Consider the following 21,542-nt stretch of genomic DNA (forward strand, 5'->3'; position numbering starts at 1 on the left):
GGCGCGCGGGGCGCGGCCGCTAGGCTGGGGCACGTGATCGACGTCAAGCACCTCACCGAGAACCCGGACCTCTACAGGGCCTCGCAGCGCGCCCGCGGCGCCGACGAGTCCCTCGTGGACCAGATGCTGTCCGCCGATGCCACCCGCCGGTCCTCGATCGCCGCGTTCGAGGAGCTGCGCGCCGAGCAGAAGGCCTTCGGCAAGCGCGTGGCCGCCGCCCAGGGCGAGGAGAAGCAGGCGCTGCTGGCCGAGGTCAAGGACCTGGCCGCCCGGGTCAAGGCCGCCGAGGCCGAGTCCGGCCGGGCGCAGGCCGAGCTGGACCGGCTCCAGCGGGTCTTCCCGAACCTCGTCGAGGACGGCGTGCCCGCCGGCGGCGAGGACGACTTCGCGGTGCTCAAGACCGTGGGCTCCGCCCGCGACTTCGCCGCGGAGGGCTTCACCCCGCGCGACCACCTGGAGATCGGCGAGCTGATCGGCGCGATCGACATGGAGCGCGGCGCCAAGGTGTCCGGCTCCCGGTTCTACTTCCTCAAGGGCGTGGGGGCCCGGCTCGAGATCGCCCTCCTGCAGATGGGCCTGGACCTGGCCGTGCAGGCCGGGTTCATCCCGATGATCACCCCCACGCTCGTGCGCCCGGAGACGATGCAGGGCACTGGCTTCGACGTGGAGCACGACGACGAGATCTACAAGCTCGAGCGGGACGACATGTACCTGGTGGGCACCTCCGAGGTGGCCCTGGCCGGCTACCACGCGGACGAGATCCTCGAGCTCGGCGCGGAGCCGGTGCGCTACGCCGGGTGGTCCACGTGCTACCGCCGCGAGGCCGGGGCCGCCGGCAAGGACACCCGCGGGATCATCCGCGTGCACCAGTTCAACAAGCTGGAGATGTTCATCTACGCCACCCAGGACCAGGCCGTGGCGGAGCACCGCCGGCTGCTGGACTGGGAGGAGCAGATGCTGGCCAAGGTGGAGCTGCCCTACCGGGTCATCGACACCGCCGCCGGGGACCTCGGCATGAGCGCCGCCCGCAAGTTCGACTGCGAGGCGTGGGTGCCCACCCAGGGGACCTACCGCGAGCTGACCTCCACCTCGAACTGCACCACCTTCCAGGCCCGCCGGCTCAACATCCGCGAACGCCTGGTCAACGACGACGGCTCGAAGGCCGGCACGCGCATGGTCGCCACCCTCAACGGGACCCTGGCGACCACGCGCTGGCTCGTGGCCATCCTGGAGAACCACCAGAACCCGGACGGCTCCGTGACGGTCCCCGCCGCGCTGCGCCCCTACCTCGGCGGCCTCGAGGTGCTGCCCGTCCTCTGACGGGTCCCGCGGGGCGCCCGCCGGGAGGCGGCGCCGCGGCCCACCGGCCCCGGCCGCCCCGTCCCGCGCCGCCCCGCCCGACCGGCACTGTTCACCCGGCGGCCACCGGCCGTCGGGGGCGGGTCTACTGGCCGTCCGCGGCATCTGCTTGACTGGTGCCATGTTGAACCAGGGCAGGGCCGGCACCGAGGACCGGCACGAGAAGGGGGATCCGGGGACCGGATCGCTGCGCACCAGCTACCGGCCGCCGTCGGACATGACGGCCTCCGGCCGCCGGGCGGACGGGAACGGGCGGCGCAGGATGGTGTGCCTGGACGTGGACGGCACGCTCGTGGACCACGACGGGCACATGCACCCGGAGGTGCGGGAGGCGGCCAGCGCCGTCGTCGCCGCCGGGCACCACGTGCTCATCGCCACCGGCCGGTCGCTGGGGGCCACGCTGCCCGTCGTCGAGCTGATCGGCCTGGAGTCCGGCTACAGCGTCTGCAGCAACGGCGGGGTGACCCTCCGGCTGTCCGCGGACCTCGAGGAGGGGTTCGAGGTCATCGACCGCCGGACCTTCGACCCGGCGCCGGCGCTGCGCGCGCTGCGGCACCGGCTGCCGAACGCCAAGTACGCCGTGGAGGACGACCAGGGCCGGTTCCTGTCCACCGAGCGCTTCCAGGACATGAGCTTCGGCGTGGTGGCGGAGGGCGTGACCTTCGAGGAGATGATGGAGGCCACGGCCACGCGGCTCGTGGTGTTCTCCACGGACGCCTCCGCCGAGGAGTTCGGCGAGGCCGTGGAGTCCATCGGCCTGCAGGGCGTCACCTACTCGGTGGGCTGGTCCGCGTGGCTGGACATCGCCGCGGCCGGGGTGTCCAAGGCCTCCGGGCTCGAGGCGGTGCGGGACCGGCTCGGCGTGCACATCGACGACACGGTGGCCGTGGGCGACGGCCGCAACGACATCGAGATGCTGGCCTGGGCCGGGCGCGGCGTGGCGATGGGCCAGGCCCCGCCCGAGGTGGTCAGGGTGGCCGACGAGGTCACCGGCACGGTGGAGGAGAACGGCGCGGCGGCCGTGCTGCGCTCACTGCTCGACTGAGGGCGGCGCCCCGGCGGCGTCCACGAGGCCGAGCAGCCGCGCGGCCGCGGGCCGGCAGGCGTGCTCCTCGGCCCAGAACGAGCGCTGCACCGCCTTGGACACGGCCTGGACCGTGATGCCCAGCTCCGCGGCCACGGGCTTCTGCTGGCCGCGCACGCCCGGGACCATGAGGTCCAGCACGGCCCACTCGGCGGCCGTGCGGGTCAGCACGAGCTGGCCGACCAGGCGCAGGACGGCCTCCGCCTGCGCGGCGGCCTCGGCGTCCGGGCCGTCCACGGCCACGGGCACGCGCACGCCCGTGGCGGCGGCGCGCTCCACGGCCCGGCGCGCGTGGACGAGTCCCGGGCCGCCGACGTCGCGGAGGTCCTGGGTGTCCGGCACCGGCCCGGGCGTCCACGCCCCGTCCGGTCCCGCCGCGCCGAACGGGCCGACGCCGATCCCCACGTTCCAGCGCCGCTCCCGCAGGGCCCGGAGGGCCGCGTCCACGGCGGCGGCGGGGTCGGCGACGACGCCGATCGCCTCGTCGCCCACCGAGCGCTGGAACGGCAGGACGGTCGGCACGGGCCGCAGCGACCGCAGCAGGCCGTCCACCAGGTCCCCGACCTCCCGCGAGTCCCGCTGGTTGATCGTCAGGACGTACATGGACCCCATCCTGCCAGTGCGGCCCCCGCCGGCCCCGGAACCGCCCGTGGAGGACGCCCCGGACGACTTTGCGGGCAGAAGCGACCGGTCGCTTCTGCCCGCAAAGTGTGGGGGCGTGGGGAAGGCGCGAGGGGTCAGCCGCGGCCCTGCGGCACGTCGGCCTCGGGGCCCTCCTCGGCGGCCGGCTCCGGCTCCACGGTCTCGACGTCACGGCCCTGCGGCTCGTCGGTGGGGGTGTGCTCACCGGCGGCCTCGAAGCGCTCGATCGAGGCGGCCAGCTCGGCCTCGGCGGCTTCGCGGCCCTCCCACGCCTCGGCCTTGACCCACTTGCCCGGCTCCAGGTCCTTGTAGCGGGTGAAGAAGTGCTCGATCTCCTTGCGCAGCCACTCGTCGATGTCCTCGAGCTCCTGGATGTGGTCGAAGCGCTTGTCCGAGGGGACGCAGATGAGCTTGGCGTCGCCGCCGCCGTCGTCGGTCATGTTGAACACGCCGACCGGGCGGGACTCCACGATCACGCCGGGCACCAGGTCGAACCCGGGCAGGTAGACGAGTGCGTCCAGCGGGTCGCCGTCCTCGCCGAGGGTGTTCTCGAAGTAGCCGTAGTGGGTCGGGTACTGCATCGAGGTGAACAGCACCCGGTCCAGGCGCAGCCGGCCCGTCTCGTGGTCGAACTCGTACTTGACCCGGGAGGCGGCCGGGATCTCGATGGTCACGTCATGGTTCATGGATTCAGGCTCCTTGGCGATGCGTGGAGGTCAGGGGGTCGCCACCGCGCCGGGGCGCGGCATCTAGACTCAAGGGTAGCCCCCGGCCAGGCGCCTCCCGGCTCCCGTCCGCCCGCGGTCCGCCGCGTGACGCCCGGCCCGTTCCGCTCCGTCCAGGAAGCCCTGCCGTGACCCCTCGAGACCCCCGACGCCGGCCCGCCGCGCGCGCCTCCCGGCGCGCCCTCGGCGCCGTGCTGGCCCTGCTCCTGGCCGGTGCCACCGCCGGCTGTGACGTGCAGGGACTGCTTCCCGGCGCCGAGCCCAGCCGGGACGCGACGCCGGCCCCCTTCCCGGACTCCTCGCTCACCTCGGTCGGCGCGTGGCTGCCCGGGCCGGAGGCCGGGCGCGCCGCGGACGGCGCGGAGGCCTCGTCCGCCGCGCCGGGCCCGTCGGCCAGGGAGTCCGCGTCCCCCTCGGCCGCCCCCTCGTCCTCGCGCCCGGCCTCGGGGGAACCGTCCCCGTCCTCCGCGGCACCGACGGGCGCGGCGGCGCCCCGGGACCCGGAGGAGGCGGCCGCCTTCGCGGAGCTGGCCGGCCTGCCGGACCTGACCCCCCTGCTGGTCCCGTCGCCGGAGCCCGCGGTCCTCGGGCCCGCCCTGGACGAGGCCCTGGACCTGGCCGACGGGGAGATGTCCGCGGCCGTCGTAGACGCCCTGACCGGCGAGGTCCTCTACGACCGGGATGCTGACGAGCCCGCGGCGCCGGCCTCCGCGGTCAAGATCCTCACGGCCATCGCCGCCCTCGAGGTGCTCGGCCCGGAGCACCGCTACACGACCTCGGCCGTGGCCCTGCCCGGGCACGTGGGGGCCAAGGAGGTCACCCACGTGGTCCTGGATGCCGGTGGCGACGTGCTGCTGGGCACGGGCGGCAACGGCGAGGAGGCCAGCGGCCGCGCCGGGCTCGGGACGCTGGCCCGGCGCGCGGCGGACCGGCTGGCCGAGGAGGGCACCACGGGGACCGTGACGGTGCGCGTGGACGACACGGGGTACGCCGGCCCGCGCGCCTCCCCGGACTGGAGCCCGGACATCGTCACCTCGGGCAACGCCTCCGTGGTCCAGCCGATCGCCACCTACGGCGGCCGGGCGTGGCCGAGCACGGCCACCGACCGGCTGAACGACCCGGCGCTCTACGCGGCCGAGGTCTTCCGCGACCGGCTCGCGGTCCACGCGGCCCGGAAGGGCCTGGACGTGGTGGTGGACGACGGCGTGGAGCGGCTGGCGCTCAAGGGGCGCGGGACGGAGCTGGCCGGCGTGGAGTCGGCGCGGGTCGCCGAGCAGGTGCAGTACATGCTCAAGGCCTCGGACAACCAGGTCGCCGAGGCCACCGGCCGCAACGTGGCCCTCGCCGAGGGCGGCCGGGGCAGCTTCGAGGGCGCCGCCGCGGCGATCGAGCGGGCGGTGGCCCGCCTCGGCGTGGACACGGAGGGCCTGCGCCTCGTGGACGCGTCCGGGCTGTCCGGGGAGAACCGGGTCACCGCGCTGCAGCTGACCGGGGCGCTGCAGGCCGCGGCCACGGACCCGGACCTGGACACGGCGGCCACGGGACTGCCCGTGGCCGGCCGGGACGGCACCCTGGAGCAGCGGATGGTCGGCACCCCCGCCGAGGGCGTGGTGCACGCCAAGACCGGCACGCTCAGCGAGGTGGCGTCCCTGACGGGCACGGTGGAGACCGGGGACGGTCGGCAGCTGCTGTTCAGCTTCATCGCCCGGGACCAGCCGGGCGTGCTCACGGACGCACGGCTCGCCGTGGACCGCGGCGCGGTGCTGCTGGCCGAGTGCGGATGCCGTCGGGACGAGTGATCCGTCCGGCCCTGTCTTTGCCTTCGCAAACCAGCGGGTAGGATCGTGGCCATGTCCCTGCCCGTGACCGAACACCGACTGTCCCAGCAGCGGGCCATCTACGGCAGCCCCCTCGCCGAGCGCTTCGGGGCCGTGATGGCGGCCTACGGGCTCAGCCAGCGGTCCCTCGCCCGCGTGCTCGGGCTGTCCGCGCCCATGCTCTCCCAGTTGATCAACGCCCAGCGCATCAAGATCGGCAACCCGGCCGTCTACGAGCGCCTCGTGCTGCTCGAGGAGCTGCAGGACCAGCCCGATCCCGAGCACGTCCTCGCCGAGGTGCAGGCCTCCGAGCCGGTGCTGACCACGCACGCCTCGCGGGCCCGTGTGCCGGACACGGGCCGGCGCCCGGGCGGGGAGGTCGTCGTGCCCCTGTCCCGGCTGGCCGGGCGCGCCCCCCTGCTCGCCGCCGCCGAGGCCGCCCGGCAGGCCGGCTCCGAGGGCCTGGCCCTCGCGCTCGAGCAGGCCGCCGCGCTCAGCCGCGTGGACTGAGCCCCGCGGGCCCCTCCGCGGACACCGGGGCCCTCCGGCGCCGCGCCCTCCGCGGCGACCTCCCACCGGGGACCCGGCCCGGTCCCCGCGCCGGGCGCCCCGCGCCGTGCCGCCCCCCTGTGGCGGGGTGGGCGGGTGTGGTGGGATGGGTCCATGGACTCCACCGTCTCGGACCCCGCCGCCCCCACCCCGCAGGGCGTCACCCCGCCCATCGACTGGGACGTGGCCGCCGCCACGGCCGCCCGGCTGTGCGCGGCCGGCCCCCGCTTCACCCGGCGCCAGGCCGAGCGCGAGGCCGAGGGGCTGCGGCGCGCCGCCGAGGCCTCCGTGGACCACGTCCACCGGCTCACCCGGCTCGAGGCCGCCCGGGACCTGCGCGACTCCGACGTGCTGGTGGTGGACCGCCCCACGTGGATCCGCGCCAACACCCAGGCCTTCTCCACGCTGCTTGCCCCCGCGTTCGAGCACATCCGCGCGGCCCGGCCGGCCGAGTACGCCCGGACCACGAGCGGGCTCGCCCCGTCCGCCACGGGCGTGGAGACCGGTGCCGTGCTGGCGTTCCTGTCCTCGAAGGTCCTGGGCCAGTACGAGCCCTTCTGCGCCCTGCCCGGCCCGGACGGCACGCCGGCGGGCCCCCACGGCGGGCGGCTGCTGCTGGTGGCCCCCAACATCGCCGAGGTCCGCGTGGAGCTCAACGTGGACCCGGAGGACTTCCGGCTGTGGGTGTGCCTGCACGAGCAGACCCACCGCGTGCAGTTCGCCGCCGCCCCGTGGCTGCGCGGGTACCTGCAGGACAACATCATCACGATGGTCTCGGGCATGTTCGACAAGGTGGACACCCTGCCCGAGCGGCTCTCCACCCGCGTCCGGGCGCTGCTGCGCGGCCCCGAGGCGGACGAGCGTTCCGTGGCCGGGGGCGAGGGCTCGCCCGAGCTCGGCACCGACACCCACCCGGCCTCGATGGGCCTGCTCGAGCTGATCCAGGACCCCGAGGACAAGGCCAGGCTGGCCCAGCTCACCGCCGTGATGTCCCTGCTGGAGGGGCACGCCAACGTCATCATGGACGGCATCGACGCGTCCGTGGTGCCCACCGTCAAGACCATCCGCCAGCGCTTCGACCACCGGGACGCCACCCGGTCCTCCCTGGACCGGTGGGTCCGCCGCTTCCTCGGCATGGACGCCAAGATGCAGCAGTACCGGGACGGCCAGCGCTTCGTGAAGCGGGTCGTGCGCGACCTCGGCATGGACGGGTTCAACGCGGTGTGGGAGGCCCCCGGGCACCTGCCCACCGAGCGCGAGCTGCACCACCCCGAGGAGTGGATCGAGCGGATGCGGGGGCGCAGCTGAGCGCACACCCCGGCCCGACGGCGCCCGCCGGGCCCCCGGACTGGCCGCCTCGGTCCCGCTGGCCCGAGCCGCTGCACCGCGCGGTCGCGGCGGTGCGCGCCGCCGTCGCGGGCCGCGCGCTGCCCCTGGTCGCCCTCTCCGGCGGTGCGGACTCCGCGGCCCTCGCCGTCGCCGTCGCCGAGGCCCTGCGGACCGGGCCGGGACTGCCCGGCGGGGCCGGCGCCGTCGTGGTGGACCACGGCCTGCAGGCCGGCTCGGCCCGGGTGGCGCGCGACGCCGCGGCCCTGGCCCGGCGGCTCGGACTGGACCCCGTGACCGTGGAGACCGTGGAGGTGACCGTCTCCGGGTCCGGTCCGGAGGCCGACGCCCGCGCCGCCCGCCACGCCGCGCTCGCCGCGGCCGCGGCCCGGGCCGGTTCGCAGGCGGTGCTGCTGGCCCACACGCGCGACGACCAGGCCGAGCAGGTCCTGCTCGGGCTGGCCCGCGGCTCCGGGACCCGCTCGCTGGCCGGGATGCCGCCCGGGCGCGGGCTCCTGGTGCGCCCCCTGCTCGGGCTGGGCCGCCGGGACACGGAGGCCATCTGCCGCTGGGCCGGGATCCGCTGGTGGGAGGACCCCGCCAACGCCGACCCGGCCTTCCTGCGCTCGCGGGTCCGCACGCTCGTCCTGCCCCTGCTCGAGGATCCCCGGCGCGGACTGGGCCCCGGGGTGGCCGCCGCGCTCGCGCGCAGCGCCGAGATGGCCGCCGAGGACGCGGACGCCCTGGACCAGTGGGCGGCGGCCGAGTACACCCGGCTGGCGGCCGGAGGTCCGGGGGGCGGTGGCCCGAGGGCTGGCGGCGGGGACGGCGGGCCGCTGGCGGGCGACGCGCGGGACGCCGTCGCGGGGGCGGCCGCCGGGGCCGCGGTGGCCCTGCCGCTCGAGGACCTCGCGGCCCTGCCGGACGCGGTCCGGCGCCGCGTCATCGGCCGCGCGGTGGTCTCGGCGGGCGGGGAACGGCCCAGCCGGGAGCGCGTGCTGGCGGTCGACGCCCTGGTGGGGACGCGCTCGACGGGGGGCGGATCGGCGGGCCCGGTCGAGCTGGCCGGCGGGGTCACCGTGCGCCGTCGGCGCCGGGCCGGGTATGCGAGACTGGTCTTCTACGCCGGCCGGCCGTCACCCCCCACCTCGGGGCCGGACCGCCCGCCGGCGTCATCCCGGTAGCAGAACTCAGCAGGAGCAGCCCGCATGGAAGCACAGGACGTGCACGGCGACCTGGATCACGTGCTCATGACCACGGAGCAGATCCAGGAGACCATCAAGGATCTCGCAGCGCAGATCGACCGCGACTACGAGGACAAGGACGTCCTGCTGGTGGCCGTGCTCAAGGGCGCGGTCATGGTCATGGCCGACCTCTCGCGTGCCCTGCGCTCGCACGTGACCCTCGACTTCATGGCCGTCTCCTCCTACGGCTCCGGCACCCAGTCCTCCGGCGTGGTGCGCATCCTCAAGGACCTCGACGCCGACCTCATGGGCCGCCACGTGCTGATCGTCGAGGACATCATCGACTCGGGCCTGACCCTGTCCTGGCTCAAGACCAACCTGGAGTCCCGCGGCCCGGCCTCCGTGGAGATCTGCGCCTTCCTGCGCAAGCCCGAGGCCATGAAGGTGGACATCGACGTCAAGTACGTCGGCAAGGACATCCCCAACGAGTTCGTGGTCGGCTACGGCCTCGACTTCGACGAGCGGTACCGCAACCTGGACTTCATCGGCACGCTCGCCCCGCACGTCTACTCCTGAGCCGCCTCCACAGGTTGTCCACAGCGTGATTAACAGCTGTGGGCAACCTGTGGACAACGTGCCGGACGCCGATCCCCCGGCGCGCGGGCGTCCCGGCCGCGGCCCCCGGTGGCCCCGGGCATTCCACCGCTCGCGAACGGCGGGCTCCCAGCACCGCGCCGTAGACTCGCGCCCGGTACCGTTGACGGGTACGGCAGGACCGTGTCCCGCCGCCGGTGGACGGATCGTCCGCGCCGCAGGCCGAGGTCAGGAGAGTTGTTGAACGCCAAGAAGGTCTTCAAGGGCCCGATCATCTGGATCGTCCTGGCCGCGTTGTTCCTCGTCCTGCTCGTCCCCGCCCTCACGCAGGGCTCGAGCGCCCGCGTGGACACCAACGTCGGCCTGGCGCTGCTCCAGGAGGACAAGGCCGAGCAGGCCCGCATCCAGGACGGCGAGCAGCGCGTGGACCTGACGCTGCGGGACCCCTACGTCCAGGACGGCCGGGAGCTCGGCGAGGAGGTCTACTTCTACTACTCCACGGCCCGCGCGGAGAAGGTGGTCGAGGCCATCGACGACTCCTCGCTGGACGGCTTCACGGACCAGCCGGTGCAGAACAACTGGCTGCTGTCCCTGCTCGGGTTCATGGTCCCGTTCATCCTGATCGCCCTCGTGTTCTGGTTCCTGATGTCCCGGGTCCAGGGCGGCGGCGGAAAGGTCATGCAGTTCGGCAAGTCCAAGGCCAAGCTGATCACCAAGGACATGCCGCAGGTGACGTTCGCGGACGTCGCCGGGGCGGACGAGGCGGTCGAGGAGCTCCACGAGATCAAGGAGTTCCTCTCCGAGCCCACCAAGTTCCAGGCCGTGGGCGCCAAGATCCCCAAGGGCGTGCTGCTCTACGGCCCGCCCGGGACCGGCAAGACGCTGCTGGCCAAGGCCGTCGCCGGCGAGGCGGGCGTGCCGTTCTACTCGATCTCCGGCTCGGACTTCGTGGAGATGTTCGTCGGCGTCGGCGCCTCCCGCGTGCGCGACCTCTTCGAGCAGGCCAAGAACAACTCGCCGGCCATCATCTTCGTGGACGAGATCGACGCCGTCGGGCGCCACCGCGGCGCCGGCGTGGGCGGCGGCAACGACGAGCGCGAGCAGACCCTGAACCAGCTGCTCGTGGAGATGGACGGCTTCGACGCCACCACCAACGTCATCCTCATCGCCGCCACCAACCGGCCGGACGTGCTGGACCCGGCCCTGCTGCGCCCGGGCCGCTTCGACCGCCAGATCCCGGTGGAGGCCCCCGACCTCGAGGGCCGGCACCGGATCCTGCAGGTGCACGCGCAGGGCAAGCCCATGGCGCCGGGCGTGGACCTGCACGCCCTGGCCAAGCGCACCCCGGGCTTCACGGGCGCGGACCTGGCCAACGTGCTCAACGAGGCCGCGCTGCTCACCGCGCGCTCCAACGCCCAGCTGATCGACGACCGGGCGCTGGACGAGGCGGTGGACCGCGTCATGGCCGGCCCGCAGAAGCGCTCGCGCCTCATGAAGGAGCACGAGCGCAAGGTCACCGCCTACCACGAGGGAGGCCACGCCCTGGTGGCCGCGGGCCTGCGCAACTCGGCGCCCGTCACGAAGATCACCATCCTGCCGCGCGGCCGCGCCCTCGGCTACACGATGGTGGTGCCGGAGGACGACAAGTACTCCGTGACCCGCAACGAGCTGCTGGACCAGCTCGCCTACGCGATGGGCGGCCGCGTGGCCGAGGAGATCATCTTCCACGACCCCTCCACCGGCGCCTCGAACGACATCTCCAAGGCCACGGACACCGCGCGCAAGATGGTGACCGAGTACGGGATGAGCGAGCGCGTGGGCGCCGTGAAGCTCGGCGCCGGCAGCGGCGAGCCGTTCATGGGCCGGGACATGGGCGCGGGCCGCGACTACTCCGAGCAGGTGGCCGGGCTCGTGGACGAGGAGGTCCGCCAGCTGCTGGACCAGGCCCACGACGAGGCGTACTGGATCCTCACGAGGAACCGGGACGTCCTGGACCGCCTGGCCTACGAGCTGCTCGAGAAGGAGACGCTCAACCAGGCCCAGATCGCGGAGATCTTCGCGGACGTGCGCAAGCGCGACCCGCGCGAGGTGTGGCTCTCGAGCGAGGACCGGCCCGTCTCCGACCAGCCGCCCGTGCTGTCCCCGGCGGAGCGCCGGGCGCGCGCCGCGAGCAACGGGCACGAGGCCGGGCCGGTGGACCCCGAGTCCACCTCGGACACCCTGGTGCCCACCGTGGACCCGACGCCGGGCAGCCAGCTCCCCGGGGAGGACCCCGGCGGTTCCGGCGGGGGCCCGGGGGCGGGACCGACGGACCTGCCCTCCCAGCCGCAGGGATAGGATCGCTGTCGTGACTGAGACTGATCGAGTGACGGCCCAGGAGGCCGAGCGGGTGGCCGGGCTGCTGGCCGACCCGGAGGCCGAGCTGCCCCCGGCGGGCGTGGACCTGCAGCGCATCGAGGCCGCCGTGCGGGAGATCCTCGAGGCCGTGGGGGAGGACCCGGACCGGGAGGGGCTGGAGGACACCCCCGCCCGGGTGGCCAAGGCCTACGCCGAGTTCTTCGCCGGCCTGCACCAGGACCCGGCGGACGTCCTCGGCACCACGTTCGACATCTCCCACGAGGAGCTCGTGCTGGTCAAGGACATCCCGTTCTACTCCACGTGCGAGCACCACCTCGTGCCGTTCCACGGCACCGTCCACATCGGCTACATCCCCTCGAAGGACGGCCGGGTGACGGGGCTGAGCAAGCTCGCCCGGCTCGTGGAGGTCTTCGCCCGGCGCCCGCAGGTGCAGGAGCGGCTGACCACGCAGGTGGTGGAGGCGCTGATGACCCACCTGCACCCGCGCGGGGCGATCGTGGTGGTCGAGGCCGAGCACCTGTGCATGTCCATGCGCGGGGTGCGCAAGCCGGGGGCCAAGACCGTGACCTCCGCGGTGCGCGGCCAGTTGCGCGACGCCACCACCCGGGCCGAGGCGATGGGGCTCATCCTGCACGGCTGAGCCCGGCCCCCCGACGACGACCCGCGCGAGACGCCGCGGCGGAGCGGCCCACCGCGGCCGGCGACCATCCCGACGGCCGGCCCCGGCCCGGACGACGACCACCCGCGACGACGAACCGCCACGGCCGTGCCCGGCGCCGGGACGGCCGCAGACGAAAGGACCACCCTTGGACTCGATGGCAGCACAGGCAGGCACCGGCCCGGCGACGGGACCGCTGACGGTGATCCGCAAGGTCCGCCGCCGGACCCTGGCCGACCTCCCCACGGACCGCACGCTCGTGATGGGGATCCTCAACGTCACGCACAACTCCTTCTCCGACGGCGGGGACTACCTGGACACGGAGACGGCCATCGAGCAGGGGCTGCGCCTGCACTACTCGGGGGCGGACATCATCGACGTCGGCGGGGAGTCCACCCGTCCGGGGGCCGAGGCCATCGACACCCTCACGGAGCAGAACCGGGTGCTGCCGGTCATCGAGGCGCTGCTGAAGGCCGGCGCCGTGGTGTCCGTGGACACCATGCACACCGCCACCGCGGAGGCCGCGCTGAAGCTCGGCGACGTCATCGTCAACGACGTCTCGGGGCTCAACCACGAGCCGGACATGCCCGAGCTGATCGCCCGCACCGGCGCCCCCTACGTGCTGATGCACAACCGCGGGGACGCGCAGACCATGGACTCCCTCGCCGAGTACGAGGACGTCGTGGAGGAGGTGGTGGGCGAGCTCTCCGGCCTCGTGGACCGGTTCCTCGCCGCCGGCGTGCGCCGCGAACAGCTCATCCTCGACCCGGGACTGGGCTTCGCCAAGGCGGGGGACCAGAACTGGGAGCTGCTGCGCGGCCTGGACCGCCTCGTGGGGCTGGGCCTCCCGGTGCTCGTGGCGGCCTCCCGCAAGCGCTTCCTCGGCAGCCTGCTCGCCACCCGGTCCGGCGCCGAGCCGGCCCCCAAGGACCGCGACCACGTCACCGCCGCCGTCTCCGCCCTCTCGGCGGCCCACGGGGCGTGGGGCGTGCGCGTGCACCACGTGGAGTCCTCCCTGCACGCCGTGAAGGTGGCCCGGGCCTGGACCGGGGGCCCGGGACCGGTCGGCCGCCAGCCGGGGGCGTGAGCGGCGTGGCGGACCGGATCGCGCTCACCGGCCTGCGCGCCCGCGGCTTCCACGGGGTCTTCCCCGAGGAGCGGCGGGACGGCCAGGACTTCGTGACGGACGTCGTCGTGCACCTGGACGTGGCGCCGGCCGCCGCCACCGACGACCTCTCGCTGACGGTCAACTACGCCGAGGTCGCCGGCGCCGTGCTGGAGGTCGTCACGGGCGAGCCGGTCGACCTCATCGAGACCGTGGCCGAGCGCATCGCCCGGTCCGTCCTGGACTCCCAGCCGGTCGCCGCGGCCGTGGACGTCACCGTGCACAAGCCCGGTGCGCCCATCGAGGCCGACTTCGCCGACGTCGCCGTGACCGTCTCCCGGAGCCGGCCGTGACCGGCCGGGATCCCGACGCGCGGGAGGCGGCGCCCGCGGACGGGCCCGTGCCGCCCCGGTCGCCGGGGGAGGGCGCGGGGCCCCACGCGCCGGCCGATCCGCTCGACCGGGCGCCCGGCCGGCCGGTCCCGGCCGTCCTCGCCCTCGGGGCCAACCTCGGTGATCCGGCCGCGACGCTGCAGGCCGCGGTCCGCGCCCTGGCGGAGCGCGAGGGCATCGAGCTGACCGGGGTCTCGCCCGTGGCGGTCACGGCGCCGGTGGGCGGCCCGGCGGGACAGCCGGACTACCTCAACCTGGTCCTGGCGATCCGGACCACCCTGGCCCCGCGGGCACTGCTCGCCGCCTGCCACGCCGTCGAGCAGGCCCACCACCGCACCCGCGAGGTGCGCTGGGGTCCGCGCACCCTGGACGTGGACATCATCGCCTACGCCGACCTCGCCTCGGACGTCCCCGAGCTGACGCTGCCCCACCCGCGCGCGCACGAGCGGGCCTTCGTGCTCGCCCCGTGGTCCTGGCTGGATCCCGACGCCCGGCTCGGCGGCGTGCCCGTGGCGGAACTCGCGGCCCGCGCGGCCGACGCCGGCACCGTCCGCCGGCTGGGCGACGCCCCCGCCGCCCCGGGGCCGGGAGCGCCGGCGTCGTGAGCTCGATCCGTCCCCTGTGGCTGCTGGTCGTGTGCGCCGTGAGCGGCGTGCTGGGCTGGCTGGGCGCGCTGCTGGCGGCCCGGTCCGGCCTCGTCGCCCCCGTGCTCGTGGCGTCCTCGGTGGTCACCCTCGCGGCGGTGGCCGTGCTGGTCCTGGCCCTCGGGATCCGCGTCCAGCGGGACAAGCGGCGCCCGCCGGCCGCGCGGATGGACCCGGTGGCCGCGGCCCGCACGCTCGTCCTGGCGCAGTCCGGGGCGTACGCGGGCGCGCTGATCGCCGGATGGCACGCCGGGGTGCTCGTCCACCTGGCCTCCGCCACGGGATTCGGCACGGCCACCGTCAACGACGCGCTGGTGATGATCATCGGCGGCCTCGTGCTGGTTATCGTGGGGTTCGTGGTGGAGCAGTTCTGCCGGCTGCCCCCGGACGACGGGGCGGACGGCACCGCCAACGGGTCCGGAGGGGACCCGGACGGGACCCGGCGCACCCAGGGCCCCGCCTACGGCACGGAAGGGGAGGGCGGCTATGCCCGGTCCACGGGACGATGACCACGCGACGGCCTGGGACCTGCGGTCCCTCGAGGGCGTGGAGTGGACGCCCGTCTCCCGCAAGCTGATCCCCGCCCGGATGCTGGGGGAGGGCCTGGGGGCCCTCGCCGTCCTCCTCGTGACCTGCGTGCCGCTGGTCCTGCGCCTGGCCGGGGCGTGGCCCGGCTACCCGGCGTGGCTGGCGTGGGGGCTGCCGGCCGTCGTGCTCGTGTGGTCGCTCGTGGACCTGGCCCTCGTCCCGCGGCAGGTCCGCGCGCTGGGCTACGCCGAGAGGGAGGACGACGTCCTGGTCCGCTCGGGCCTGTTCTTCCGCCGGGTCCTCGCGGTGCCCTACGGCCGGCTCCAGTACCTCGACGTCAAGGAGGGCCCGGTGCAGCGGCGCTTCGGGATCCGGACCCTCGAGCTGCAGACCGCCTCGGCCGCCACGAACGCCACCCTGCCGGGCATCCCGGTCGAGGACAGCGAGCACCTCCGCGACCGCCTGATGGCCCGCGGGCAGGCCCGGCTGGCGGGGCTGTGACCGGCGCGGGGCCGGACCGGCCGGAGGCGGCCGACGGCGACTGGCACCGCGTGCACCCCATCAGCCCCTGGGTGCGGGGCTGGGTGGTCCTCGTGGGGCTGCTGTTCGTGGCCACCCAGTCGGTGGGCGAGGACCTCGTCGGGGCCCTCGTGGGCGCCGGGGAGTTCCGCGCCGCCGAGGGGCTGTGGATGACCCTCGCGGTCTACGGTGCGGTCTTCGTGGTCATGGTGATCGCCTACTTCTTCTCGTGGCGGTTCACGAAGTACCGGCTGGGGGAGGAGCAGGTGCTGCTGGACAGCGGCGTCGTCTTCCGTCAGCACCGGCGGGTCCGGTACGACCGCGTGCAGGCGGTGGACATCCGCCAGCCGCTGCTCGCGCGCGTCTTCGGCCTCGCCGAGCTGCGCTTCGAGGCGGCCGACGGCGGCCGGACCGCCCTGCAACTGGCCTTCATCCGGGAGGAGGAGGCCCGCGTGCTGCGCGCGGAGATCATGGGACGCGCCGCGGGCGTCCGGCCCGGGTCCGACCCGGCACCGGGCCATGCTCCGGGCCACGCCGCGGTGGCCCTCGCCCCGGGGGCCGGGGCCACGGGCGAGGGCCGGCACGGTCCGGCGGGCGCGCCGGCACCCGGCCCGGCACCGGCACCGGGCGAGGGGCCGTCGGGCGCGGGGGCCGGCGCCGCCGTCGGGCCTCCCGTGCCGCACCCCCTGCCCGAGGCGCCCGAGCAGGTCATGCTGCAGGTCCCGGTGCCGCGGCTGGTCGGTTCGCTGCTGCTGTCCGGCGGCACGGCGGGGATGGCGACGGTCCTGGTCCTGCTGCTGGCGGGCTCGGCGTTCGCCGATGCCGTCCTCCCGGCCGGCATCGACGAGCCGTGGTCCGCGGCCCTCCTGTTCTCCCTCATCCCCTTCGGCTTCTCGCTCGTGAGCTTCCTGTGGAGCGGGTTCAGCAAGGGCTACGCCTTCACGGTGGCGACCTCCCCGGACGGGCTGCGGCTGCGCTACGGCCTGCTGGAGACGGCGCAGCAGACCGTGCCGCCGGGGCGCGTGCAGGCGGTCTCCGTCCGGCAGGGGCTGTTCTGGCGCCCCTTCGGCTGGTACCGGATGAACGTGAACGTGGCCGGCTACGGCCCCGGCACGGAGCCGGGGGGCCCGGACAAGACCCTCGTGCTGCCCGTGGGCACCCTCGAGGACGTGCTGCGCGTGCTGTCCGTGGTCGCCCCGGACCCCGGCGTGGAGGAGGCCCCGGAGGTCATCCGGGCCGGGATCGTGGGCCGGGGCGACGACCGCGGGTTCACGGCCTCCCCGCGCCGGGCCCGCTGGCTGGACCCGCTGGCGTGGCGCCGCAACGCATTCCGCTCCACCCGCACCATGCTGATGCTGCGCTCCGGCCGTCTCGAGCGCCGGCTCGTGCTCCTGCCGCACGAGCGGATCCAGTCCATCGACGTCCGCCAGGGCCCCCTCGACCGGCGGCTGGGCCTGGCGCGGATGCGGTTCCACTCCACCCCGGGCCCGATCGCGCCGGCCCTGGAGCACGCCGACGCCGCCGTGGCCCGCCGCCTGTTCCGGGAGGCGGCGGACATCGCGGCCGTCTCGCGCCGGCTGCGGGACCGCAACCAGTGGATGCGGCCGGAGGAACTGGCCCGCTTCGACCGACGCACCCAGGAGGTGGCCCGATGAGTTCGCCCTTCGGCAACGCACCGCAGAGCCGGCCCGGCCGGCTGGGGATCGGCGTCATCGGCGCCGGGAAGGTGGGGGCCGTGCTCGGGGCCGCCCTGCGCAACGCCGGCCACGCGGTCACGGGCGTCCACGCGGTCTCGGAGGCCTCCCGGACCCGGGCGGAGTCCCTGCTGCCGGACGTGCCGGTCCTCGAGATCCCCGAGATCCTGCGCCGCTCCGAGCTGGTCCTGCTCGCCGTGCCGGACGACATCCTGCCCGAGCTGGTCTCGGGGCTGGCCGAGGCGGGCCACTTCCAGGCCGGGCACCTGGTGGTGCACACCTCGGGCCGGCACGGGGTGTCCGTCCTGGACCCGGTGCGCCCGGCCGGGGCCATCCCGCTGGCCATCCACCCGGCGATGTCCTTCACGGGGCTGAGCCTGGACCTCGCGCGGCTGCAGGACTGCATGTTCGGCGTCACCGCGGACGCGATCGTCCTGCCCGTGGCCCAGGCCCTCGTGGTCGAGATGGGCGGGGAGCCGACCGTCATCGCCGAGGCCGACCGCGGGACCTACCACGCGGCCCTCTCGCACGCCTCGAACCACCTGGTCACCCTCACGGCGCAGGCGGCGCAGCTGCTCGCCTCGATCGGGGTGGAGCAGACGGACCGGATGCTCTCGCCGCTGATGCACGCCTCCCTGGAGAACGCGCTGGCCAACGGGGACGGGGCGCTCACCGGGCCGGTGGCGCGCGGCGACGTCGGCACCGTGCGCCGGCACCTCGAGGTGCTCTCCGCGCTCCTGGAGGACGGCATGCCCGCCGACGTGCTGCAGACCTACCGGCAGCTGGCCCGCGCGACGGCCATGCGCGCCCACGCGCGCGGTGCCCTGCGGGACGACGTCGCCGCCGGGCTGCTCGAGGTGCTCGCCGAGGGCGGGCCGGGGACCGCGCCCGGCGCCGCCTGACTACGCCGGACACGCCGGAGGCGCCGGCGGTCCCTGGACCACCGGCGCCCCCGGCGCCGTGACGCGCTGTACGGCTCAGTACTGCTCGCTCGCGCCCTTGACGTTCTGCGCGGCCCGGGTGGACTCGTCCTTGAGGTGGCCCGCCTTGTCCTGGCCCTCGGCCTTGACGTGCTCTACGCCGGAGGTCGCGGTCTCCTTGACGGAGTCCACGGCGTCCTGCGCCTGGGGCTTGAGGTGTTCGCCCATGTCCCGGGCCACGGACTTGGCCTCGTCCACCACCGGCCCGGCGTGCTCCTTCACCCGCTCGGCGGCGTCCTGCTCGGCACGCGAGGCCGGGATGAGCGAGCCCACGAGCCAGCCGGCGCCGAGGGCGATCAGCCCCGCCGCCAACGGGTTGCCACGGGTGCTGCGGCGGACCCGGGCGGGGGCCTGCTGGACGGCGTGCACGGCGTCCTCGGCCCGGTGCTGGGCCTCGTCGGCGAGCCCGTGGGCCCGGTCGGCCAGGCCCGGCGAGCCGGTCCCGGCGGAGTACGGGTCGTAGGTGTCATGGGGTGATCCCATGACCGACTCCTTGAGGTTGACCAGGCCCTCGCGGACGCGGTCGCCCTGCCGGTGGACGGCCCGGGTGGGACTGGTCTTCTCGGCCAGGGCGTCCACGTCGCGGCCGAGCTCGTGCCGGGTGCGCTCGATGTCGGCGCGGATCTCATCGGGATTGTTGCTCATGGCGTCTCCTTGTTCGGGTTCAGGGTCGCGGGGATCTCCTGGACCGTCTCCTGGGTCTGGCGCAGGCCCCGGAGGCGTTCGAAGTGCTTCTTGCCCATCAGGGCGAGGACGGCGGCCACGATGCCCCACAGGACGGCCACGATCAGGGCCGCCCAGCCCGGGTGCATGACCGCGGACAGCGCCCACATGAGGGCGGTGGACAGGAACAGCAGCACGAAGACGGCGGCGAGCGCGGCCCCGGCGAACATCCCGGCGCCCGTCCCGGCCTTCTTGGCCTCGACCGTGGCCTCGGCCTTGGCCAGGGCGATCTCCTGCCGGAACAGGGTGCTCAGGTTCGCCGAGAAGCTGGCGAACATCTCCCCGAGCGACTCGTGGCGGGCCCGGAACTCGGCCTCGGGCTCGGGCGCTGCCGTGGCCCCGGTCGCGGGGCCGGGATGGCCCAGGGGGTCGCTCGCGGCCGCGGCGGCCGCCCGGGGCGGCACCGGCGCCTCCTGGCGTGGGTCCGTGGTCATGGGCGACCTCCCGGCTCGCCCGGGCCGGCGCCGTACGGCTTCTCGGCCGCCGGCGTCCCGAGGACCTCGGTGGCCGGGGCGCCCGTGCCGAGGTCGGGCTCCTCGTCGGCGCCGCCGACGGTCGGGGGCACGGCGGGCGGCAACGGTGCGTCCGCGTCATGGCCCCCCGTCCCCTGCCCGGGGTAGACGCCGGCCGGGGGGCCGGCGTAGCCGTCCCCGGAGGCCGCCGCGGAGTACTCGCTACCGGCCCCCGCGCCCAGGGAGGCACCGGCCGGGGTGGTGTCGCCCGGGTAGACGGTCCCCGGCACCCGGCCCACCGGCGCGGGGCCGGTGGCCGGACCGGGGCGCACGGGCGCCGTGGTCGGGCGCACCTCATGGCCCGAGGAGTCCTTCAGGCCGCGGGTCAGGCGCCCGGCGACCAGGCCGACGCCCGCGGCGATGGCCAGGAAGGTCCCGGGACGCCGGGCCGCGAAGCGCCGGACGTCGTCGAGCAGGTCCATCGGCTCGCGCGTCTCCAGGTGCTCGGTCACCCGGCGTGCCCGCTCCGAGAGCATGGACACCGCCTGGTTGACCATGTCCGACTCCGGGCGCTCACCGCGGGCGATCCGCTCGAGGTCGTCGGAGACGGTGCGCGACTGGGAGGCCAGCCGGTCCTTCTGCGTGGACAGTTGCGAGGTCGCCTCCTGCCGGGCCGAGGCGGCCAGGTCCTTGGCCTGGCCGACGGCCTCCTCCTTCACGTGGCGGGCCTCGTCCTTGGCCGTGCCGGCGACGTCCCGCGCGGCGTCCTGCGCCTCCGTGCCGAGCCGGCCGGCCTCCTGCTTCGCCGCGTCCTGCGTCCCACCGCCGGACGTCGTGGGGTATTCGGGGTTCAGCGTCATCAGTTGTCCCTCCCGTTCAGGGCCACGGCCTCGGGTATCGGCCGTGCCTAGACGGCGACCCTAGGCACACTTCCGCACGGATGGACATGACTGGCGGCCGGTTTGAGGTTTTCCCAGCTTGCACCCGGCCGGCGCCAAGCCGGCCGGTGACCCCGGCCACTGCTGGGACACCGTGGCTCCCCGCAGCGGGCCGGTCCGTAGACTCGAGGCCGTGACCCCGCTCGACCGCGTTCCCGACCGCACTCCCGTCCCCGCCGGCACCGGCCTCACCCTGGAGGACACCGTCCGGCAGGCCCCCGGCGACCGCCCCCTGCCCGCCGTGCACGCCACCCGGGAGGGGTTCCGGGCGGCGCTCGCCGCCCGGGTGCGCGACGTCGTCGCCTCCGGGGTGCCCGAGCCCACCGTGGGCCTGGTCCCGACCATGGGCGCCCTGCACGGCGGGCACGCGGCCCTCGTGCGACAGGCGCGGCAGGAGAACGACATCGTGGTCGCCTCGGTCTTCGTCAACCCCCTGCAGTTCGGGGACCCCGCCGACCTGGAGAACTACCCGCGCACGCTCGAGGCGGACCGCCGGGTGCTCGGCGCGGAGGGCTGCGAGCTGGTCCTCGCCCCCGGGCTGGAGGAGATGTACCCCGGTTACCCGGACGCCCCGATCGTCACCGTCTCGGCCGGCGCCATGGGCCAGGTGCTCGAGGGCGCCAGCCGGCCGGGGCACTTCGACGGGGTCTGCACCGTCGTCGCCAAGCTCTGGCACGCGGCCATGCCGCCGGCCCCGGCCCGGCTGCGCAGCTACTTCGGCCAGAAGGACGCCCAGCAGCTGGCCGTGCTGCGGCGCATGCGGGCCGACCTCGACTTCGACCTCGAGATCCGCCCGGTGCCCCTCGTGCGGTCCCCCGAGGGGCTCGCCCTGTCCAGCCGGAACACGCGGCTGTCCGCCGAGGCCCTGCGGGCCGCCCTCGTCCTGCACCGCGCCCTGGACACCCTGCGGCTGGCCGCCGAGGCCGGCCGCCCGCTGGACGTGGACGCCGCGCGGGAGATGGTTCGGGCCGAGCCCCTGGCCACCCTGGACTACCTCGAGGTGGTGGACCACGCCACCCTCGAGCCGCTCGGCGCCGCGGAACTGGCCGGACCCCTCGAACGGGAGGCGCTCGCGCTGGTCGCCGCGGAGTTCGAGCCCGTGCGGCTCATCGACAACATGGTGTTGCCCGCCGCCTCGGCCTGACGCCCGGCCCCGCGCCGCCCTCCCCGCGCCGCCCTCCCGGCGCCGGCCCCCGCTCCCGGCCCCGCCCGGCCTCCCGTCCGGTTCCCGGCCCCGCCCGGCACCGCCCCGGTTAGGATCGGACCCAAGC

At 75.3% G+C, this 21,542-nt stretch carries 22 protein-coding genes; 17 read left to right on the top strand and 5 right to left on the bottom strand.

The window, feature by feature from the left end; translation table 11 throughout:
• The first annotated feature begins 33 nt into the window (after nt 1-33).
• Together serS and E7744_RS00250 are read left to right on the top strand one after the other, a co-directional pair.
• Nucleotides 34-1,320: a serine--tRNA ligase gene (gene serS, locus E7744_RS00245; protein WP_137772379.1), complete on the top strand. Its 1,287-nt coding sequence runs from the start codon at nt 34-36 to the stop codon at nt 1,318-1,320.
• Nucleotides 1,321-1,480: 160 nt separating this feature from the next.
• Entirely contained in the window at nt 1,481-2,404 is a 924-nt protein-coding gene (locus E7744_RS00250) for an HAD family hydrolase (RefSeq protein ID WP_137772380.1), read from the top strand.
• Here the strand turns inward: E7744_RS00250 and E7744_RS00255 are convergent.
• Together E7744_RS00255 and E7744_RS00260 are read right to left on the bottom strand one after the other, a co-directional pair.
• The gene (locus tag E7744_RS00255; protein WP_137772381.1) at nt 2,390-3,046 is read right to left on the bottom strand and encodes a hypothetical protein; all 657 of its coding nucleotides are present in this window, start codon (nt 3,044-3,046) and stop codon (nt 2,390-2,392) included. The two genes, E7744_RS00250 and E7744_RS00255, sit on opposite strands and share 15 nt — an antisense overlap.
• Nucleotides 3,047-3,180: 134 nt before the next feature.
• Nucleotides 3,181-3,771, bottom strand: a complete 591-nt coding sequence (locus E7744_RS00260; protein ID WP_137772382.1) for an inorganic diphosphatase — start codon at nt 3,769-3,771, stop codon at nt 3,181-3,183.
• 167 nt (nt 3,772-3,938) lie between these two features.
• Between E7744_RS00260 and dacB the strand changes: the two genes are divergently transcribed.
• The 14 genes from dacB (at nt 3,939) to E7744_RS00330 (ending at nt 18,080) form a co-directional block, all read left to right on the top strand.
• A complete protein-coding gene (dacB, locus tag E7744_RS00265) occupies nt 3,939-5,609 on the top strand; it encodes a D-alanyl-D-alanine carboxypeptidase/D-alanyl-D-alanine-endopeptidase (RefSeq protein ID WP_137772383.1) in 1,671 nt (556 codons plus the stop codon).
• Nucleotides 5,610-5,660: 51 nt separating this feature from the next.
• A complete protein-coding gene (locus tag E7744_RS00270; protein WP_137772384.1) occupies nt 5,661-6,137 on the top strand; it encodes a DNA-binding protein in 477 nt (158 codons plus the stop codon).
• 153 nt (nt 6,138-6,290) lie between these two features.
• Nucleotides 6,291-7,484, top strand: a complete 1,194-nt coding sequence (locus E7744_RS00275; protein WP_137772385.1) for a zinc-dependent metalloprotease — start codon at nt 6,291-6,293, stop codon at nt 7,482-7,484.
• A complete protein-coding gene (gene tilS, locus E7744_RS00280) occupies nt 7,454-8,686 on the top strand; it encodes a tRNA lysidine(34) synthetase TilS (protein WP_137772386.1) in 1,233 nt (410 codons plus the stop codon). The genes E7744_RS00275 and tilS overlap by 31 nt, the downstream gene beginning before the upstream one ends.
• A 24-nt stretch (nt 8,687-8,710) precedes the next feature.
• A complete protein-coding gene (gene hpt, locus E7744_RS00285) occupies nt 8,711-9,262 on the top strand; it encodes a hypoxanthine phosphoribosyltransferase (protein WP_137772387.1) in 552 nt (183 codons plus the stop codon).
• 258 nt (nt 9,263-9,520) lie between these two features.
• Nucleotides 9,521-11,617: an ATP-dependent zinc metalloprotease FtsH gene (ftsH, locus tag E7744_RS00290; RefSeq protein ID WP_137772388.1), complete on the top strand. Its 2,097-nt coding sequence runs from the start codon at nt 9,521-9,523 to the stop codon at nt 11,615-11,617.
• A gap of 52 nt (nt 11,618-11,669) precedes the next feature.
• Nucleotides 11,670-12,278, top strand: a complete 609-nt coding sequence (folE, locus tag E7744_RS00295; RefSeq protein WP_137774751.1) for a GTP cyclohydrolase I FolE — start codon at nt 11,670-11,672, stop codon at nt 12,276-12,278.
• Between the two features lie 166 nt (nt 12,279-12,444).
• Nucleotides 12,445-13,383 (top strand): dihydropteroate synthase, encoded by a 939-nt coding sequence (gene folP, locus E7744_RS00300; RefSeq protein WP_137772389.1) that lies wholly within the window; start codon nt 12,445-12,447, stop codon nt 13,381-13,383.
• Nucleotides 13,380-13,754, top strand: a complete 375-nt coding sequence (folB, locus tag E7744_RS00305; RefSeq protein ID WP_137772390.1) for a dihydroneopterin aldolase — start codon at nt 13,380-13,382, stop codon at nt 13,752-13,754. Before folP ends, folB begins: the two co-directional genes overlap by 4 nt.
• Nucleotides 13,751-14,398: a 2-amino-4-hydroxy-6-hydroxymethyldihydropteridine diphosphokinase gene (gene folK, locus E7744_RS00310; RefSeq protein ID WP_256376019.1), complete on the top strand. Its 648-nt coding sequence runs from the start codon at nt 13,751-13,753 to the stop codon at nt 14,396-14,398. Before folB ends, folK begins: the two co-directional genes overlap by 4 nt.
• Complete coding sequence (locus E7744_RS00315; protein WP_137772391.1) at nt 14,395-14,946, top strand: DUF3180 domain-containing protein; 552 nt, start codon at nt 14,395-14,397, stop codon at nt 14,944-14,946. The genes folK and E7744_RS00315 overlap by 4 nt, the downstream gene beginning before the upstream one ends.
• Nucleotides 14,924-15,466: a PH domain-containing protein gene (locus E7744_RS00320; protein ID WP_137772392.1), complete on the top strand. Its 543-nt coding sequence runs from the start codon at nt 14,924-14,926 to the stop codon at nt 15,464-15,466. Before E7744_RS00315 ends, E7744_RS00320 begins: the two co-directional genes overlap by 23 nt.
• The gene (locus E7744_RS16440) at nt 15,463-17,139 is read left to right on the top strand and encodes a PH domain-containing protein (protein WP_137772393.1); all 1,677 of its coding nucleotides are present in this window, start codon (nt 15,463-15,465) and stop codon (nt 17,137-17,139) included. The genes E7744_RS00320 and E7744_RS16440 overlap by 4 nt, the downstream gene beginning before the upstream one ends.
• Nucleotides 17,136-18,080 carry a Rossmann-like and DUF2520 domain-containing protein gene (locus tag E7744_RS00330; protein ID WP_137772394.1) on the top strand — a complete coding sequence of 315 codons (945 nt, stop codon included), beginning with the start codon at nt 17,136-17,138 and terminating at the stop codon, nt 18,078-18,080. Before E7744_RS16440 ends, E7744_RS00330 begins: the two co-directional genes overlap by 4 nt.
• Before the next feature lie 75 nt (nt 18,081-18,155).
• On the opposite strand, the gene E7744_RS00335 is transcribed toward E7744_RS00330, so the two are convergent.
• From E7744_RS00335 to E7744_RS00345, 3 genes are read right to left on the bottom strand one after another with little or no spacing between them, the layout of a single operon-like run.
• On the bottom strand, nt 18,156-18,803 hold the full coding sequence (locus tag E7744_RS00335) for a DUF3618 domain-containing protein (protein ID WP_137772395.1): 648 nt from the start codon (nt 18,801-18,803) through the stop codon (nt 18,156-18,158).
• A complete protein-coding gene (locus E7744_RS00340; protein WP_137772396.1) occupies nt 18,800-19,315 on the bottom strand; it encodes a phage holin family protein in 516 nt (171 codons plus the stop codon). Before E7744_RS00340 ends, E7744_RS00335 begins: the two co-directional genes overlap by 4 nt.
• Complete coding sequence (locus E7744_RS00345) at nt 19,312-20,193, bottom strand: hypothetical protein (protein WP_137772397.1); 882 nt, start codon at nt 20,191-20,193, stop codon at nt 19,312-19,314. The genes E7744_RS00340 and E7744_RS00345 overlap by 4 nt, the downstream gene beginning before the upstream one ends.
• A gap of 211 nt (nt 20,194-20,404) precedes the next feature.
• Between E7744_RS00345 and panC the strand changes: the two genes are divergently transcribed.
• A complete protein-coding gene (gene panC, locus E7744_RS00350) occupies nt 20,405-21,415 on the top strand; it encodes a pantoate--beta-alanine ligase (RefSeq protein WP_137772398.1) in 1,011 nt (336 codons plus the stop codon).
• Nucleotides 21,416-21,542 lie beyond the last annotated feature (127 nt).

Origin of the sequence: Citricoccus sp. SGAir0253 (assembly GCF_005877055.1) — a bacterium.
Taxonomy (GTDB): domain Bacteria; phylum Actinomycetota; class Actinomycetes; order Actinomycetales; family Micrococcaceae; genus Citricoccus.

What these genes read in the sequence shown, in the direction of transcription:
- E7744_RS00260 (WP_137772382.1), bottom strand. Translation starts at nt 3,771, where the DNA reads ATGAACCATGACGTGACCATCGAGATCCCGGCCGCCTCCCGGGTCAAG.
- E7744_RS00340 (WP_137772396.1), bottom strand. Translation starts at nt 19,315, where the DNA reads ATGACCACGGACCCACGCCAGGAGGCGCCGGTGCCGCCCCGGGCGGCC.
- E7744_RS00330 (WP_137772394.1), top strand. Translation starts at nt 17,136, where the DNA reads ATGAGTTCGCCCTTCGGCAACGCACCGCAGAGCCGGCCCGGCCGGCTG.
- E7744_RS00250 (WP_137772380.1), top strand. Translation starts at nt 1,481, where the DNA reads ATGTTGAACCAGGGCAGGGCCGGCACCGAGGACCGGCACGAGAAGGGG.
- E7744_RS00255 (WP_137772381.1), bottom strand. Translation starts at nt 3,046, where the DNA reads ATGTACGTCCTGACGATCAACCAGCGGGACTCGCGGGAGGTCGGGGAC.
- hpt (WP_137772387.1), top strand. Translation starts at nt 8,711, where the DNA reads ATGGAAGCACAGGACGTGCACGGCGACCTGGATCACGTGCTCATGACC.
- E7744_RS00320 (WP_137772392.1), top strand. Translation starts at nt 14,924, where the DNA reads ATGCCCGGTCCACGGGACGATGACCACGCGACGGCCTGGGACCTGCGG.
- E7744_RS00270 (WP_137772384.1), top strand. Translation starts at nt 5,661, where the DNA reads ATGTCCCTGCCCGTGACCGAACACCGACTGTCCCAGCAGCGGGCCATC.
- E7744_RS00275 (WP_137772385.1), top strand. Translation starts at nt 6,291, where the DNA reads ATGGACTCCACCGTCTCGGACCCCGCCGCCCCCACCCCGCAGGGCGTC.
- E7744_RS00335 (WP_137772395.1), bottom strand. Translation starts at nt 18,803, where the DNA reads ATGAGCAACAATCCCGATGAGATCCGCGCCGACATCGAGCGCACCCGG.
- E7744_RS00345 (WP_137772397.1), bottom strand. Translation starts at nt 20,193, where the DNA reads ATGACGCTGAACCCCGAATACCCCACGACGTCCGGCGGTGGGACGCAG.